Genomic DNA, 17,599 nt, shown 5'->3' with positions numbered 1-17,599 from the left:
ATGACCGAAATTGGCAAACCGCTTAGCCGAATTGAGGGCAAGCTGAAAATATCGGGTATGGCACAATATGCCGCCGAGTTCAATCAACCGAATATGGCCTATGCTTTTGCGGTACAAGCCACCATTGCCAAAGGCACGATCACGAAGATAGATACTACAGCAGCGCTAAAAAGCGCCGGTGTTATTACCGTGCTCACCCACCAGAATATGGCGCGCCTTAAGAAGTTTGAGCCAATGGATCTTTTCAAATCCGGTGGAAGCCTATCCGAGTTTTTATTACCACTCCAGGATAATAAAATTGAGTACTATGGGCAAATAATAGGAATGGTGGTCGCTGAAACCTATGAGCAAGCCCGCAGCGCTGCCAGGTTGGTTCAGATACGCTACTCCAGGCAGACTCCCGTTACAGATCTGAAGAAAGCCGCAGCAACCGCCGTATTACCCAAAATGACGGGCGAAGGCGGGCCGGCGCAACTTAATGAAGGGAAAGCGGCTGCACCACTAGCCAGTTCGCCCCACCGTATAGAGGCTACTTACACCACCTCTATCGAGAACCATCATCCCATGGAAACCCACGCGACCATTGCGGTATGGGAAGGGAGTGATCGTTTAACAGTTTATCACGGCACGCAGGGCATCTTGTTCACACAAAAAACCTTGTCTTTTATATTTGATCTTAAGCCTGAAAACGTTCGCGTGCTGTCGCCCTACCTGGGTGGCGGATTTGGCTGTAAACTGGGTTGGCCTGAGCTTTTATTTGCCGTGATGAGTGCCAGGGCCGTGCAGCGTCCGGTAAAATTTGTTACTACTCGTCAGATGATGCAGACCACCGTAGGCCGTCGGGCGTCAACGATCCAGAAGGTGGCTCTTGGAACGGATACTGGAGGCAGGCTGACCGTCATTCGTCATCAGGTTACTACCTTCAATAACCTTACGCAGGTATTTGAGGCAAGCGCTTCTCCCAGTAAAGTTTTATACAAAGCACCGGCAATAGAGGCAACCAATGCGATTACTAAACTTAATATCGGTGCACCGACCCAGATGCGGGGACCAGGCTTCTCATCAGGAAGTTTTGCGATCGAATCAGCCATGGACGAAATGGCTTACAAACTCGGTATGGATCCGATTCAATTTCGAATTCTTAACTACACGGCAACGGATCAAGTGGAAAAGCTTCCGTTTTCAGCGAAATACTTGCTGGACTGTTATCGCATTGGCGCAGAGGCCTTTGGCTGGAACCGGCGAAAGTTGCAGCCTCGCCAGAATCGTCAGGGCAACTATTTTGTAGGCTACGGTATGGCCTCCGCTATATATCCAGCCCACCGGAGTGTCGCTACGGCAAAAGTACGACTAACCCAGGATGGGAAATTAAAGGTCATGAGCGCCACTCAGGACATAGGCACAGGTACCTATACCATTATTGCGCAGACCGCTGCTGATACACTTAGAATACCCGTCGAATCGATCAATGTTGAAATAGGCGACTCTAATTTGCCCCCCTGCCCGCCTGCTGCGGGTTCGCAAACGGTGGCAAGCGTGATGCCAGCGGTGATGGCTGCGGCAGAACAAGTGCGAAATGAACTGATGCAATTGGCGATCAACGATAGCAAATCGGCTTTACACGGGAAAAGTGTGGAGGCCATTGGATTCGGCGGTGGAACGTTTTTTTTGAAAGATGATCCAGGAGTGGCGGATAGCTTCACAACCATTTTACGTCGCGCCAACCGGGATGCCATCGAAGCATGCGTAGGAACCAAACCGATTGGTGATATGGGACTCGGACCAAAATCTCCGCCCTGTATGATTACCAATTTTTCAGCAGATGCCAACGATGATGATAAAAAGTATTCTTTCTATTCGTTCGGAGCACAATTTGCCGAAGTATGGATCGACGAGGATTTTGGTACGATAAAAGTAAAGCGCTTTACCAGCGTACAGGATGTAGGCCGCATCATGAATGAGAAAACCGCACGTTCGCAGGTAATGGGCAGCGTAATCTACCACATTGGTCAGGCGCTGATGGAAGAAACGCTCTTTGACAATCGGTTTGGCAATCCTGTCACGAGGAGTCTGGCGGACTATCATGTTCCTGTCCAATTGGATATCCCAGACATCGACGTGCATTTCATCAATAAACCCGACCTGCATGTTTCCCCAATCGGCGCAAGGGGTGTTGGAGAAATTGGTGGCGTGGGTGTGGCGTCCGCCATTGCCAATGCAGCATTCAATGCCGTTGGCAAACGGGTACGTAGCTTACCGATGACGCTGGATAAGCTTTTGTAACAATGATTGTTTATACAAGGTCTTGATTAACAAAGCTCAGGATTGTTCTTTTACTTGTTAACCTTTCAGGCTACTCTACCGGTTTTTACAACCTGTCGAGCTGGATCGTGAAGACCACATGCTTTGAGCATTTACAAGTAGGCGTATTGGCTCAGGCTCAATGACCACAAGAATAGTAGTAATATAAAATCCTTTCACACGTGGGGTTTTATCCACCAAGAAAGAAATCACGTGTATTCTGGACAGGCTAACTAAGTCGACTTCACTCAGCGCTAAGCCGCCTTAGCTACCGTAGTTCGGGCCGAAGGCTCCTCCTACCGCCGACCTGGTGACCGGATGCTCATCACCGACGATGGCCGCCGGGAAGGTGCCATCAGTAGCGGTTGTCTGGAAGGCGACGCCCTGCGCCGGGCCCGGCAGGTCATGCGCGACGGTTCGCCGGTTGTCGTTACATATGACACGATGGACGATGACGCCAACAGTTTCGGCGTGGGCTTAGGCTGTAACGGTATTATCGACGTGCTGATCGAACCCATCGACCCGGCAGACGCGCAAAACCCAGTCGAGGTACTGCGCGAATTCGTGCAACAGGCGATGTATGGGTGCTGGCCACCGTGCTTAGGAACGACAACGAGTGCGATTGGCAACCCGGGCAGAAATAGAGTCACTTTTTTCAAACAGCTAAAGTAGTTCGGTGCCGCAGAGAGAAGTGGTTTTGCCGACAGGAACAGCCCGCAGCCGTTGGTCAGGGCTTAGACCAATGGCTGTGGGGCCGAGAAAACCATGAAATTGGTTGTTCAAATAGAATTGGTTCGACATCGCCAAACAACTACTGGACTGCAATGGCTGCGCTTTCTTTTGACGTTGCCAACTTTTTCTCATTTCGACTACAAATTCCCTCAGTTAGACTACCGATAGCAAATCGTATAGCCTGACCTTTGACTTACCATTAACTATCAGGCTATCATGATACAACAGAAAGAAAATGCAGGCGTTCAGGCTGCGCCAGGTTCGGTAACTACTCCTAAGGTCTGGTTCATCACGGGCACTTCCCGTGGATTTGGTCGCGTTTGGACCGAGGCTGCCCTGAAGCGAGGTGACCAGGTGGCAGCGACCGCACGTACCCTAGAAAGCATTGCCGACCTCAACGAAAAATATGGCGAAAATGTGCTCACCCTGGCGCTTGATGTGACCCGGCCCGAACAGGTAAAAACGGCCGTAGAACAGGCACACGCTCACTTCGGTAGGCTTGATATTGTGTTTAACAACGCCGGCTATTCACTGGTTGGCACCATTGAGGAAGCCAGCACGGATGATATCCGTGCCCTGTACGAAACCAATGTCATTGGCTCAGTCTCGGTTATTCAGGCGGCCTTACCCTTACTCAGAAAGCAGGGGAGCGGTCACATCCTGGGTACATCGAGCAACCTGGGCCATGTCACCTTACCCGTGATCGGCTACTACTGTTCGTCAAAATGGGCCTTCGAGGCCATCCACGAAAGCTTAGCCGCCGAGGTTAAACTATTTGGTATTCATGTAACCATCATTGAACCGGGTGCCTATGCTACCGAGTTTGGAAGTCCCGAATCGCTGAAGTTCTCGCCTGGCCTCGACATTTACACTGACTTTAAGGCCGGGTTTGTCGATAGTTTAAAAACCCAGGAACGGGGTGATCCCAATGCAACCCCGAAAGCGCTTTTCCAGGTAGTTGATGCCCCAACCCCCCCTTTACGGTTCTTTCTGGGTAGCCATAATTTACCTTCGGTGCGTGCCGCCTATACGGAGCGTCTGGCGACTTGGGAAGCTTGGGCAGACGTTTCCAACTCCGCGCAGGGCTAGTCCGGGCAAGGAACCCGAAACCAGGAAAATGACTTAATAATGCAGCCATGATAACCGATCCTTGAACGGGTATCGGTTATCATTTTTCAGGTACTCAGCGATGAACAAAGTAGCCAACAACCCGCATAAAATTGACTCGATAACCGATGCGCACCGGGAATGTGGTTTGCCCACCCCCCGGCATCCGCTGGTCAGTCTGATCAACGGCTTCACTACGCCGGTTGACGGGGACAGGCTTCCCCAAAACCATGTATTGGGCTTTTACAAAGTATCGTATAAACCAAAACTTGGCGGCCGCTTAAAGTACGGCCAGCGTTATTATGATTTTGATGAAGGGGGGTTGTTGTTCGCTTCGCCGGGCCAGCTCATCGGCAGCCAAGATAATGATGCCAGCGTGTGTTCGGAGTATACGTTGCTGATTCATCCGGATTTCTTTTTAGGGTATCCCTTAGCAAAAACTATTAAACGCTATGGCTTCTTCTCGTATGCAACTAATGAAACCCTGCATCTTTCGGACGATGAAAAAGGGACGATCCTGGCCATATTTAAACTGATCGAAACGGAATTAAACAGTCGAATCGACGATTTCAGCCAGGACGTTATTGTCGCTCAATCAGAGCTGCTCCTAAGCTATGCCAATCGGTTCTACAAACGTCAGTTCCTTACCCGCAAAGCCGTAAACCACGATTTGCTGCAACAGCTGGAAGAAGTACTGGACCGTTATTTTACCGACCAAACGTCGGTCAGCCAGGGACTACCCACCGTGGGCTATCTGGCCCAGCAGGTACACCTGTCCCCTAGTTATTTAAGTGATATGCTCCGGGCCTTGGTCGGACAAAATGCCCAGCAGTATATTCATGACAAACTGATCACAATCGCCAAAGAACAACTGTCTACCACCGGTTTATCGGTGGGCGAAGTAGCGTACGCGTTAGGCTTTGAGCACTCGCAGTCGTTCAGCAAATTGTTCAAGTCAAAAACCAACCAGTCCCCTGTAGCATTCAGGCAGTCTTTCAATTGAATGAAGTGGTTTTGGCCGACAAGAAAGATATTGGATGAAGCAATCAATTAGAGTTTTGGCTAAGTGGTAGCCTGTAGAAGTAGGGTTTCAACCAGTAGGCGATCGTAGTAGTGGAAGCAGACGGAAATGTAGACAACAATTGTGCTTCCGTTTTGCTTTTGTCATTCTCTTCAGCTTCGGTTTTTCATCGAGTTTCGGTTCCATAACGGATAGAATGCTCATTCACCGCCAACCCATGCAATGTTGGCGCTAATTATAGAACCAAACAAACCGCTAAGCGCCAACCATGAAATTAATCGCCGTAGAAGAACATTTTCTGACGAGAGCAGTCAGCGAAGCCTGGGAAAAAGACCCGGATGCCGACCCTAGCCAGACCCTGAACCTGGGCCAAGTCGAACACCGCTTAGCAGACTTCGGCAGCACTCGCCTTCAACTGATGGATGAAACTGGCATAGACGTGCAGGTGATTCCCTTAACCAGCCCGAGCCTGCACAACCTGGGCCCCGAAAGCGTTGGCCTCGCCCAGCAAACCAACAACCTGATCGCCGACATCGTAAGCAAAACACCGGACCGGTTTCAGGGCTTTGCCGCGCTGCCGATGCCTGTACCAGGGGAGACAGCCGCCGAGCTGGAACGAGCCGTAAATGTCCTCGGCTTAAAAGGCGCCATGCTCTGCGGACGCACCCGCGAAAAAAACCTGGACCATCAAGATTTCTGGCCGCTGTACGAGCGGGCGGAAGCGCTCGGTGTTCCCCTCTTCATTCACCCGCAGATTCCACAAAAAGCCGTCCGCGACGTGTATTATTCAGGCTTTGATGAGGCTACCAATCTGGCTTTTTCCACCTACGGGCTGGGCTGGCACTACGAGGCCGGCATCCAGTTTGTGCGGCTGGTACTGGCCAACGTATTTGATCACTTCCCTACGCTGCAAATCATTCTCGGGCACTGGGGCGAGGTTATTTTATTTTATACCGAACGGCTGGCATCCTTAAGCAAAGCCGCCGGCCTCAGCAAACCGTTTATCGAGTACGTCCGCCAAAACCTGTATGTGACGGCAAGCGGCATGTACAGCTCCGCTTACCTGCAACGCACCGTTGAAATTATCGGCACCGACCGGATCCTGTTTTCTTCAGATTATCCGTACCAATACCGGCCCGGCAGGGATGCCCGCAATTTTCTGGAAGGGGCCGCATTAAGCAAAGAGGACAAAGAAAAATTTGCCTTTGCCAACTGGGAGCGGCTGACAGGTGCAAATCATCCATAAATCAGGTGCGGAAGGAAAACGGAGTCCACTACAGAGAGCAAGCCCATTGGCATACATAAAAACCCATACAAGCCTTTTGATTTCACTGAAAACTACCTGCGCGCCATTCTTAGTTTCATGATAAAGAAGGCCATTTAGTGTTGCGGTTGATGGGGACTATGATGCCTGAGCGCAAAGAATCAGCGGTGACTAAGGTCATGAAAACGGCGAATCAGTGTTCGGTTATGACCAATAGGGGCCATTGACTAATTGAGTCATAATAAGCTGCTTCAGGAAAATGTAGAAAAAGGCATCCTTAAAAAGTAAGCGTTGTCGCGCGCCGAAGTCAGAATTGATTAGATATCGGATAGATTTGAGGGTAACCGGTCGCTTATTTAGGCCGATTTTTGCACTAAAATTCCAATTGTATGACAGGGCCGAACAATATTTTGAATGGGAAAATAGTTCTGATCACCGGCGGCAGTTCCGGCGTAGGAAAAGCAACCGCCATCGCTATTGCGCAGCGGGGCGCAAAAGTGGTGATTGTAAGCCGCAGTGAGGCAAGAGGGCAGGTAGCGTTAGCGGAAATCGCCCTCAAAACTGGCAATAACGCTGGTGAATTGATAACAGCTGATCTGTCCTTGCAGTCGTCCGTTCGCGCGCTGGCCGCAGCCGTCAAACAGCGCTACGCCCGGCTTGACGGGCTGATGAATCTGGCCGGTGGCATTAACGTCAAAAAGCAACTCACCCAGGAAGGCGTAGACCCGTCTTTTGCCATAAATTACTTAAGCCATTTCCTGCTCACGCAGGAGCTCTTGGACATTCTACAAGCCAGCACACCGTCTCGGGTAGTCACCGTAAGCGGCAACCCGGCATTTATAAAACGCGCCAAGCTTGATTTCGCTGTTTTGCAGGGAACGGCCAAATACTCAGGCATGAGGGCGGCAGCGCAGGCGATGTTCGCAAGGGTTTCTTCGCCTTTGAGCTGGCCCGCAGGTTGCAGGGCACCGGGGTGACATCGGTTACCTTTAATCCCGGCGTTATAAAATCAAACCTGACAGCGGGCGCGCCCCTCTTCATGAAAGCGATTGCTGGGCTGTACAGACCTTTTGAAAAGGACGTTTGCGAGGTCGGGGGATGGCTGGCGTTGGACCCGTCTGTAGAAGGAATAACTGGTGTTTTCTACAACGATAAAAAACGGATTGTGCCCTTTCACGAAAGCTTTGACGCTGCCATAGGAAAGCAGCTCTGGACGCTTAGCGAACAGCTCACAGGAATCAGCAAGCTATGAAACGATCGCTGCCATTCCGCGTCAAAACCATTGAGGAGTACCACCGGCTTTTCGGGCATGACCGTCCGTTGCACCCCTTAATCAGCGTCATTGATCTTTCAAACGTTACGCAGCTGCCGGACACCGGTGCGGGCAGTTTTGTGTTCGATTTCTATTGCATCGTGCTAAAGAAAGTCGCAGGGCTGTCTTACCCGTACGGGCAACGGGATTACGATTTTAGTGAGGGTACGCTGTTCTTCATGGCGCCGGGCCAGGTGTTCGGGTTTCGTGCCGACGAAAAGGTCGCGGGTCCGCCAATGGGCTGGGCCATCCTTATTCATCCCGACTTTCTATGGGGAAGCAGCCTCGCTAAAAAGATTAGCGCTTACGATTTTTTCGGCTATGCCGTGCGTGAAGCCCTGCATCTCTCGACCCGCGAAGAGCAGACTTTGCAGCAGATTATTGGCATCATCAATTTAGAAGTAGAAGCGGCTGTTGACACCTTTAGCCAGGCCATCGTGGTCGGTCAGGTTGAATCATTACTGAGCTATGCAGACCGGTTTTATCAGCGGCAATTCGTTACCCGCAAGGCAGCGAACCACCGGATTCTGGAACAGTTTGAAGCCCTGCTGAACACCTATTTCCAGAAGCATCTGGCCACACAAGGCATCCCGGGCATCGCGTACCTATCCGATGCGCTTCACCTGTCGCCTAACTACCTGAGCCGGCTGCTGCACACGCTGACGGGGCGTAGCACGAAGGATTTTCTGAATGAGAAGATAGTAGAGCTTGCCAAGGAGCGCTTGTCCCTGACGAATCTCAGCATCAGCGAGATTGCTTACGAGCTGGGCTTCGGCCATGCGCAGTCCTTCAGCAAATTTTTCAGGGATAAGGCCGGGCAGTCGCCTTCTGCTTTTAAGCAGTCGGTGAATTAATGTCGCAGAGATTTTTAAAAATTACTGCGACAGTTCAAATAACCTTCTGGTGGTGTAATGCAGGCAATCAGCTGTACAACCGGCATTTTGGCTAAGACAAAGAGCGTTTTCACTAAATAAGCTACCGCGTAAGCGATGACCTTTGTAGCATCAAAAACAAAAATCAGCTTATTATGAAAGCAATCAGAGTTCATGAATTTGGCGGACCGGATGTGATGAAGTTAGAAGAGGTGGAACGCCCGGTTCCTGCCGCCGACGAAATCTTGGTGAAAGTGTATGCGAGCAGCGTGAACCCGGCCGATTACATTATCCGCGAGGGCGGCAATGAGGTGTTACGCTCATTTTTGAAATTACCCCTGGGCCTGGGTTTGGATGCAGCAGGCATTGTAGAAGAAACCGGCAGCGAGGTGACTGGCCTTAAAAATGGCGATAAGGTGTATGGCGTGCCTAATTTTCCGGGCGATGGCAGCTATGCCGAATATATTGCGGTAAAGGCAAGCCAGTTCTCTGTGATGCCACAGCATATCGCTTTTAACGAAGCCGGTGCCCTGCCTTCCTGCGCCCTGATCGCCTGGAATGGCATTGTGGATTTGGGCAAGGTACAGCCGGGCCAGCGGGTGCTGATTCATGGCGCGGCAGGTGGCGTAGGCAACCTGGCGGTGCAGTTTGCCAAGGCTATGGGCGGCTACGTGATCGGCACGGCATCGGCTCACAACGTTGATTTTCTGAAAGAACTGGGTGCCGATGAGGTAATCGATTATAATACCCAGCACTTTGAAGAGCTGCTGCGTGATATAGATGTGGTATTCAATGCCTCACCTGTCCGCGATGAAAGCGTCCGGATGAAGTCGGTTGACGTCCTCAAAGAAGGGGGCATCTTTGTGTGTACACATCTTGACCAGCCCCTTACGGATGATTTTTTGACGGCCCTTGCCCAAAAGAACGCCACCGGAACCCTGGTAGGCGGTGGTAGTGTAACCACGTATACGTCATCGCTGAGCGGTACCACCCGGCTCATTAATGAGGGTAAAGTAAAAGCGGTGGTGAGCAAGGTATACCCTTTGAGCCAGGTGGCAGATGCACACCGCGACAGTGAAACCAGACACGTCCGCGGTAAGATTGTACTGGAGATAAGAAAGGAGGACTAACCCCGTGAAGCGATTCAAAACCATCAGCGAATTTTTGCAGTTCAGGCAGCTGCCCAAACCGGATCATCCGTTGATTGCGGTGTTTAAGGTTGAGAACGTTGCAAGCTTACAGCTGAGCGAGCCTGCTTCCTGGTGTTATGATTTCTATTGCATTGGCCTGAAACGGGTGGCCAATGCGAACGAAGTCAAACTGAAGTACGGGCAGCAACTGTTTGATCATGATGAGGGCATCCTGTCATTTGTAGCGCCTAACCAGGTACTGGCCCTTTCCGTTGACAAAAACACCGTACAGCTCAAACAATCAGGATGGATGTTGTTGATCCATCCTGATTTTCTGTGGAACACACCGCTGGCCATCACCATTAAGCACTACGACTTTTGGCATTATGCGGTCAATGAGGCCTTGTTTTTATCGGAAAAGGAAGAAACCGTACTGGTTGATATCATCAGGAATATTCAGCAGGAGTGCCAGTCAACCATTGATACGTTCAGTAAGCACATCATCACCTCGCAAATTGAGACGTTGCTGCGCTATTCAGAGCGGTTCTATAACCGCCAGTTCATCACGCGGGAAAAATCTGCCCACCAGGTGCTTAGCCGTTTTGAAACGCTGCTGGATGCGTATTTTAGTAATGCCGGTCTAAACAAGGAAGGCCTGCTGACCGTCCAGCACATTGCAGCGCAGCTGCATCTTTCCCCGAAGTATCTGAGCAGCTTACTAAAGACCCTAACCGGCCAAAACGCCCAGCAGCACATCCACGAAAAGCTGATTGAAAAAGCGAAGGAACGATTGTCGACGACAAGCCTTACCGTGAGCGAGATTGCTTACGGCTTAGGCTTTGAGCACCTGCAGTCATTCAGCAAACTGTTTAAGGCAAAAACAAGCTTTTCGCCCCTGGAATTTCGACAGACATTCAACTGAGAAAAACAAAGCAGCGACAATGCTACGGGTTAGGCCCGCGTCCTTTTTGGCGTATACCACTTCGCCAGCTTACGTTGGCTAAAGCTTATCCTTAATGCTGAAATACAAGGACGATAATTCTTAGATTTGGTTTAAGGTTTCGTAGATTCTGTTGGGCCGGGCTTTTTGCAGTGCAGGATCTTTGTAGGGCAAAAAAAGCCCTATCATGAAGATCACTGTAACGGGTTCCCTTGGCTACATTAGCACGCCACTGGTAGAGAAACTGGTAAAAAAAGGCCATTCCGTTACCCTTATCAGCAGCAATGCCGATAAACAGACGGATATTGAAGCGCTGGGTGCAATGGCTGCCATTGGTGTCATGGAAGACGTTGATTTCCTGACCGATGCTTTCACGGGTGCCGACACCCTTTATTGCATGCTGGCGCCGTACGGTAATTTCGCCGACCCGGCCAACACGGCAGATGCAGTTATCAAAAGGGCGGATGCAGTTGTCAATAATTATGGGCAGGCTATCCGGCAGTCTGGGGTAAAGCGTGTGGTTTACCTCAGCAGCATGGGCGCAGCTATGGACAGCGGCAGTGGTCTCATTATTATTCATCGCAACGCAGAAAAGACGTTGAGTAAGCTGCCGGCTGATGTCCGTATATCGTTCATTCGCCCGGCCGGTTTTTACAAAAACATGTTCGCCTGTATAGGGTCTATTAAACGTCAGGGTGTCATCGCGGCAAGCTATGGTGCGGATGACCGGGTAGCCTGGGTGTCTAACTTAGACATTGCGGATGCCATTGTGGACGAGCTTGAAACCAGGCAGGTCGGCAGAAAAGTCCGTTATGTGGTCAGCGAGGTGCTGACCTGTACTGAAGCGGCCCATATCTTAGGCGATGCGATCGGCAAGCCTGATTTAAAATGGGTGACCATCCCTGACGAGCAGGAGCTGGAACACTACCAAGCTTTTGGAATAAATGAAAGCCTGACCAGCGAGTTTGTCGCCATGAATACCAGCATCCATACCGGAAGATTCTATGAAGATTATAACCGCCACCGGCCAGCGCCCGGAAAAGTGAAACTGAACGAATTCGCCAACGAGTTTGGGGCTGCTTACGGCGGTTAATAAATACACGATAAGATGCCTGTAGCACAACCATACCGGATCAAAACCATTAGCGAGTTTCATCAATTACTGGGTCTGCCCAGACCGGAGCATCCGTTGATCAGCGTGATTAATCTGGAGGGGATACAAAGCCTGCCGAAAGAACTGTCGGGTAGCCGGACGTTTGATTTTTATACCATCTCGCTGAAGCGCTACGGATACGGCCGTTTTAACTATGGCCAGCAGGCCTATGATGGGCAGGACGGCGTGATGTACTTCATGGCACCCGGGCAGGTTTTTAGCCCACCGCTAAAAAATGAAGAGACAAACGTGCCGCCCATGTCGGGCTGGGCCCTTTACGTCCATCCGGATTTTCTTTGGCATACAGCGCTTGCCAAATCCATCAAAAAGTATGACTATTTCGACTATTCTGTCCATGAAGCTTTATATCTGACGGAACGAGAAGAAGCGACCATCATTGGCATCCTGCAAAGTATTCAAACGGAGTATTTTGCTAATACCGATACGTTTAGCCAGGACATCATCATCGCGTTGACTGACGTATTGCTGAACTACGCCGACCGATTTTATAGCCGCCAGTTCCTCACCCGCAAAATTGAAAATCATCAACTACTTGACCGACTGGAAGCCTGCTTAACCGGCTACTTCAACAGCAACGACCTGATGGAACACGGGCCGCCAAGCGTACAGCTCGTAGCCAGCCAGCTAAACATTTCACCGAACTACCTGAGCACCTTGCTGAAGCTGTTGACAGGCCGTACTACGCAACAACACATCCAGGATAAGATGATTGAGAAGGCCAAGGAAAAAATAGCGGGTACCCGACTGACAGTCAGCGAAATTTCCTATGGATTAGGCGTTGAACATCCCCAATCCTTCAGCCGGCTGTTCAAGGCGAAGACGGGTCTTTCGCCGGTGGAATTCCGGCAATCATTTAACTGAAGGGGATAGTCAAACGTGATGTGCGGTATCCCAGGGCCGGCAAAAATGGCATCGTGCCTACACGGCTTTTTCTGTTGATGAGAACGCCCAGAACACCCACATGCAAAAGCTCAGAGCCAGCCCCATCAGGGGAACAAAGAGGGTGATGATAAATATGACGGAACACAGTAAAAGACCAATGCGTAAGCCCTGGCGAATACCTGTTATCGTTTTTGAGGAAATACCCGGTAGCAGCAAATCCCTCTTGCTGCTGGTGATTACCCGCATTAGGAGCAAAAACAGCATGGCAATGACCACCGTGTAGCCGACATACAATAAGATGGCCGTTTTTTGAGCGTCGGTACCTAAAAACTCGCCCATCGTTTTGGTAGGAAACGGGAGCGAGGCCACTACCAGCAGCAGCAAGCCATTGGCCAGGATGAGCCGGTTGCTGGTGGTGCGCAGTAGTTTAAACATCCGGTGGTGCGACATCCAGATGAGCAGCACCGAGGCAAAGGAATTGACATAGGCAAATACTTTTGGCCACAGCGCCATAAGCCGTTGCTCTAGCTCATCAGCCGTCGTTGTCTTCAGGCTATGATGCGCTTCAATATCACTGATATCCAGGCTGAGGTCAATCGCCAATAGGGTGATGGCTACGGCAAAAATACCATCGCTGAACGCCTCTATCCTTGTCGTATCTTTTTCCATTTATTGACGTGTTCCTGTAGCCGCCCGGTTAGGAAGCCTTGTTCAATCAGGCTCCACAAAAGGTTCGGAACTTTCAAACAGGCGTGCGAAAGTAAAGTTTTTTCTACTATGACTCGTAAGGTAGTCAATTAAACCCGCCGTTACCACGATAGCTATTTGGGGGGCCCAACCAATGACATCCGATTTTGCGTTCCGGACGTTATTTAGTGGTCGTTGGCCTACAGTGGTACTCAATTTCCTCCAGGCCAAAAATAGCTTTATAACCCCTTTTCAGACTTCTGGTGTAGGTTGCGTCGCGTTTTATTTACGCAACTTACCTGTTTATATCCGTACTGGCTCACTGCCTACTCAACCGGCCGTTTTCGGTCAATAAATGCCGGGCCGATTTCTATGGATTAAGCAAGGGTAAACGCATAAGCTTTGTCATATTTTTTACCCCGCTTGACCACTGCATAAACCCGGAGGATCGAAATTATGACGAAAAATATAAATATGCGCTTGCATATATCATAGAAATCGACCCCGCATAGGGCATAAACTTGGCCGGAGACGGTAGGGAAGCCCGATCGGTTGTCTGTCTAGTAAGCTAGCTAAATCTTGGTTTCTTATCAGCCCTCAAACCTAAAGGCTGGAGCGATCAGTGGCAGTTCACGATACAACAATAGGTCTGTTTATCAATCAGTTTTTCTTTGCCGATAAACGCAATTAAGCCACTACCGACACGCTGGTTCACACGATGGCAGGTTTAATAGCCTATCTTTTCTAGGATACTAAGCTCCGTCTATAGGTCAAACCGGTTAAAGCCTAATCCCGAATTCACAAGCAGTAAAATGAACAGTCGACTTGTTATAACTTGCGTTGATGCGAACCTTTAGTCAAGCCATGCCCCCGATTTTACATGAAGGCCGGGCTTATTTTTGTGTCTAAGAATGGAGGAAAAGTTAAGAGAACACATCCAAAAACGAGTACCGCTAACCGATGACGAGTTTGCGTTCGTACTCGCTCATTTTACGCTCAAAAAGTATAAAAAGCATCAGTTCCTGATTCAGGAAGGCGAACCGGTAAGCTACTCCTATTTTGTGGTCTCGGGGCTTTTAAAGCTGGTCTATACCGATGAATTGGGCAAGCAGCACATCGTTTCGTTTGCCATGGAAGATTGGTGGGAAACCGATTTTCAGGCCTATTTCGCCCAGACCAGAGCGACTATGTCGTTAGACTGCCTGGAAGATACAGTGGTGTTCTGCCTGTCGCTGGAAAACTATCATAAGTTATGCGCCGGTCTGCAAAGGTTTGAACGCTTCTTCCTGCAATTAACCATTGCTGGTTCAATTGCGGCCCAGCGACGCATCTTGTCATTGCTCACTACCCAAGCCAAAGAGCGGTATGAGCAGCTATTCAACCAATATCCTACCTTAATTCAGCGGGTGCCTAAGACTTTACTGGCTTCCTACTTGGGGGTATCGCGTGAAACCTTGAGTCGGCTTTCTGATTAGTGTGATAAATATCACTCGATAATTGTGCTATAGGTCACGGTCAAACCCTGGTATACTTCCCAACTTTGCCCAGTAAACTTTACCCGGCAGGCATGAAACGCATGGCAACGATTTTAGCCAAAGCGCTCATAACTACGATGCCTGCATGGGGACCAACTAAACAAGCAAAGCAAATGGAAAAACGAATCATCAATCCCTGGCAATGGCAAGATCAGCTCAGTTATGTCCAAGCGGTAGAAGTAAAACAGCCAGTCGGCACGCTCTATGTTTCGGGGCAAGCCGCTGTACACGCGGACGGGCAATCCAGTACCGACGACATGAAAGCCCAATTACTTCTAGCGATCCAAAATTTGGAACAAGTTGTCAGCGAGGCTGGGTACGAATGCCGGAATATTGTGCGGTTAACGATTTACACCACGTCTCATGAAGAGTTTTGGCCCAACTTTCCTATTTTTCAGCATTGGATAGCCCAGCACGGTATAAAGCAAGCCACTACGTTACTGGAAGTAAAGAGTTTAACTGAAACCTTAAAAGTTGAACTGGAAGCGACGGTAGTCAAATAAGGATTGACGTAGCCTGAGACCGTCGGATGTACCTAAAAAAATGGGTTAAAACCGTCACGGTCTGCGACGCTTTACGGCGAACAGATTGGTATCCAATTAAAAGCGTTCGTCGTCAAAACCGAACCTACGTGGTTCAGGGAATAAAATAGGCTGATAAAGAGTGGTGATTACAGCAGCCCACTTTTCCGCGAGTTGAGGCCGCCTTCCGATTCAACGGACGCGGCTTTTTAGTTCAGTACAGCTTGCTCCTCTAGATACTTTGTTACCTTTTCGGATACAGATAGGCCCACTCCGCTTCGGCTTCGGCACCGTCCGCAGGTTCGCCGGTACGATATCGGCCGTGGTGACCGGCCCCGGCTGGGCTAGGCTGCAGCCGGGGCCGGTCGCCGAAGCGGTCGGAAATTAGTCAAAAGAGGCCAACCACCTTTTTATTTGGTTAAGCCCAAGAGTCTCACAAAAACGCTCCATCCTGAGACAAAGGAATAGCTAGGTATCTGCTCCATAAATAGGGCACAACTTGTTTGACAACTTTTCAATTGCAATCCCTAGCATACAGTTTACTGTTTTGCTTTTTTAACCCATTTTCTCCAATAAATAAGCTGCTTTTAACTTGCCTTCACGCTCAGGTTTACAAGTGGTTTGCTTTGATGATCAGGAATTTTACTCGACTACCATCCGGGCTGAGGGCTTGTTGCTCAATCTTGGCTATCTCCCCGTAATAAGCCAGTGTACCTTCAATTAACCCATAAGCCAAGTCGGCCATCTTGCGGCTAGATTGGTAAATCATTTGTAGGGTGGACCCATCAAGCCGAGTAATCGTAAAGTTGGGTAGCTCGGCCTCGGGATAGAGTTTTTTGACCTCGACGTGAATGTAGGCATCGACCGAGCTCAAAAATGTAAAGGCGTCGGGAGCCACCTCAAGAAAAGGGTGATAGGTGTTAACGAACGTTTGAAAGAGATAGCGTCCATATTCTCGCAAGATATCTGACGCGCTTCGGTGGGTGGCTTGGCTAAGGTTAGCCACTAAGCCGACCATCTCCTGGTGGTCATAGGTACCGGCAGCTGTGTATGTACCACCGGAAGGCAGATCTGTCGTTAACAGTAAGGAATCGACCTGATCATACCCGTTGGTTTGCTCGACCATCTCAAGAAACTTCGTGAAGACAATGCCTTTCATTAGTATTTTAAAACAAATTAGGCTGGATGCCCTTACGTTAATGATATTAGAAGCTGTTTGAGTTAGCCAATTGCATACTTGATAGTACGCCTGATGTGAGCAATCCAGATGAAACTTTGGGCCGATAGGATCGTCCGTTCGTAGTCTTTAGCCAATCGGCGATTATTGCCCAGCCAGCTGATCGTGCGTTCGACAATCCACCGCCACTTATGAATAACTAGCTTGCTATCAGTAGCTTGATCTTCGATTGGCGTCTTTGAAATCACTACTCGCATATCATAAATGGTTTCTAGCTGTTCTTTAAAATGACCGCCAAACGTACTGTCAGCATACATCAATACCAAATCATCCAACAACGGATTAAGATGTTCGGCCTGTTCCCAAAACAATACACCTGCTTTGCCGTCCGCGACATTAGCAGGCCGCACATCGGTCCACAATAAGTGTCCCAGCGTGTCTACCATCAGAAATCGTTTACGGCCCTTGATCAGTTTGCCGCCATCAAACCCAATCTGCTGGGTAGCGGTGGCACTGTTTTTGACGCTTTGCGAATCAATAATGGCCACTGTGGGCAAGGAGTTCTTGTCGACTTTACGCCTGTGATTCATCGTCAACTCATTGGCAATCAGTATCCAGGTGTCGTTTTTGCTCCATTTTCTAAAGTACCAATAAACGGTTTGCCAAGGCGGGAATCCTTCGGGCAAATCTCGCCAGATGATGCCGTTTTTTGTCAAATAAAAGATGGCTTCGACAATGCGTTGAAGCGGCCAAATACTTTTGCGTTTGACGCAAATGAGTTTTTTGATACCTTGCCATTGAGAGGCCGTCAGGTCGGAGGAATAAGGTTGCTTCACACAACTTAACCCCGATGGACGGCTTTCTCGTTTCAAACACAACCTAACTCAAACAACTTCTTAAAGTATGTACATGACGCATGACAAAAGTAACATTTAGTTATTGAT

At 49.6% G+C, this 17,599-nt stretch carries 16 protein-coding genes and 1 pseudogene; 14 read left to right on the top strand and 3 right to left on the bottom strand.

Annotation, left to right across the window (positions count from 1 at the left end):
• From CWM47_RS35020 to CWM47_RS34965, 12 genes and pseudogenes are all read left to right on the top strand, one after another.
• Entirely contained in the window at window positions 1-2,283 is a 2,283-nt protein-coding gene (locus CWM47_RS35020) for a xanthine dehydrogenase family protein molybdopterin-binding subunit (RefSeq protein WP_100993145.1), read from the top strand.
• 276 nt (window positions 2,284-2,559) lie between these two features.
• Window positions 2,560-2,868, top strand: a pseudogene (locus tag CWM47_RS35015) (XdhC family protein); the annotation flags it as partial.
• A 381-nt stretch (window positions 2,869-3,249) separates the two neighbouring features.
• The gene (locus tag CWM47_RS35010) at window positions 3,250-4,122 is read left to right on the top strand and encodes an SDR family NAD(P)-dependent oxidoreductase (RefSeq protein WP_100993144.1); all 873 of its coding nucleotides are present in this window, start codon (window positions 3,250-3,252) and stop codon (window positions 4,120-4,122) included.
• Between the two features lie 100 nt (window positions 4,123-4,222).
• Entirely contained in the window at window positions 4,223-5,143 is a 921-nt protein-coding gene (locus CWM47_RS35005; RefSeq protein ID WP_100993143.1) for a helix-turn-helix domain-containing protein, read from the top strand.
• Window positions 5,144-5,429: 286 nt separating this feature from the next.
• Window positions 5,430-6,407, top strand: coding sequence for an amidohydrolase family protein (locus CWM47_RS35000; protein ID WP_100993142.1), 978 nt, complete (start codon window positions 5,430-5,432; stop codon window positions 6,405-6,407).
• A 428-nt stretch (window positions 6,408-6,835) separates the two neighbouring features.
• The gene (locus CWM47_RS34995) at window positions 6,836-7,402 is read left to right on the top strand and encodes an SDR family NAD(P)-dependent oxidoreductase (protein ID WP_206170571.1); all 567 of its coding nucleotides are present in this window, start codon (window positions 6,836-6,838) and stop codon (window positions 7,400-7,402) included.
• Between the two features lie 62 nt (window positions 7,403-7,464).
• Window positions 7,465-7,677, top strand: a complete 213-nt coding sequence (locus CWM47_RS39010; protein WP_206170570.1) for a Rossmann-fold NAD(P)-binding domain-containing protein — start codon at window positions 7,465-7,467, stop codon at window positions 7,675-7,677.
• Window positions 7,674-8,591 carry a helix-turn-helix domain-containing protein gene (locus tag CWM47_RS34990; protein WP_100993141.1) on the top strand — a complete coding sequence of 306 codons (918 nt, stop codon included), beginning with the start codon at window positions 7,674-7,676 and terminating at the stop codon, window positions 8,589-8,591. Before CWM47_RS39010 ends, CWM47_RS34990 begins: the two co-directional genes overlap by 4 nt.
• 173 nt (window positions 8,592-8,764) lie before the next feature.
• On the top strand, window positions 8,765-9,739 hold the full coding sequence (locus tag CWM47_RS34980) for an NADP-dependent oxidoreductase (RefSeq protein ID WP_100993139.1): 975 nt from the start codon (window positions 8,765-8,767) through the stop codon (window positions 9,737-9,739).
• A 4-nt stretch (window positions 9,740-9,743) separates the two neighbouring features.
• Window positions 9,744-10,661: a helix-turn-helix domain-containing protein gene (locus tag CWM47_RS34975; protein ID WP_100993138.1), complete on the top strand. Its 918-nt coding sequence runs from the start codon at window positions 9,744-9,746 to the stop codon at window positions 10,659-10,661.
• 205 nt (window positions 10,662-10,866) lie between these two features.
• A complete protein-coding gene (locus CWM47_RS34970; RefSeq protein ID WP_100993137.1) occupies window positions 10,867-11,772 on the top strand; it encodes an SDR family oxidoreductase in 906 nt (301 codons plus the stop codon).
• Window positions 11,773-11,787: 15 nt separating this feature from the next.
• Window positions 11,788-12,714 carry a helix-turn-helix domain-containing protein gene (locus CWM47_RS34965; protein WP_100993136.1) on the top strand — a complete coding sequence of 309 codons (927 nt, stop codon included), beginning with the start codon at window positions 11,788-11,790 and terminating at the stop codon, window positions 12,712-12,714.
• Between the two features lie 57 nt (window positions 12,715-12,771).
• Here CWM47_RS34965 and CWM47_RS34960 read toward each other — a convergent pair whose 3' ends face one another.
• Complete coding sequence (locus tag CWM47_RS34960; protein WP_100993135.1) at window positions 12,772-13,404, bottom strand: TMEM175 family protein; 633 nt, start codon at window positions 13,402-13,404, stop codon at window positions 12,772-12,774.
• Between the two features lie 929 nt (window positions 13,405-14,333).
• On the opposite strand from CWM47_RS34960, the gene CWM47_RS34955 reads away from it, so the two are divergent.
• Window positions 14,334-14,897, top strand: a complete 564-nt coding sequence (locus tag CWM47_RS34955; protein WP_100993134.1) for a Crp/Fnr family transcriptional regulator — start codon at window positions 14,334-14,336, stop codon at window positions 14,895-14,897.
• A gap of 65 nt (window positions 14,898-14,962) precedes the next feature.
• A complete protein-coding gene (locus CWM47_RS34950) occupies window positions 14,963-15,460 on the top strand; it encodes a RidA family protein (protein ID WP_240625609.1) in 498 nt (165 codons plus the stop codon).
• A gap of 628 nt (window positions 15,461-16,088) precedes the next feature.
• Here CWM47_RS34950 and CWM47_RS34945 read toward each other — a convergent pair.
• Window positions 16,089-16,637, bottom strand: coding sequence for a heme NO-binding domain-containing protein (locus tag CWM47_RS34945; protein ID WP_100993133.1), 549 nt, complete (start codon window positions 16,635-16,637; stop codon window positions 16,089-16,091).
• Window positions 16,638-16,699: 62 nt separating this feature from the next.
• Window positions 16,700-17,491, bottom strand: a complete 792-nt coding sequence (locus CWM47_RS34940; RefSeq protein ID WP_394342033.1) for an IS5 family transposase — start codon at window positions 17,489-17,491, stop codon at window positions 16,700-16,702.
• Between the last annotated feature and the right edge of the window lie 108 nt (window positions 17,492-17,599).

This window comes from Spirosoma pollinicola, from assembly GCF_002831565.1.
GTDB lineage: Bacteria > Bacteroidota > Bacteroidia > Cytophagales > Spirosomataceae > Spirosoma > Spirosoma pollinicola.
Note: the sequence above shows the minus strand (reverse complement) of the source record. Positions and strands in the feature narration are given on the sequence as shown.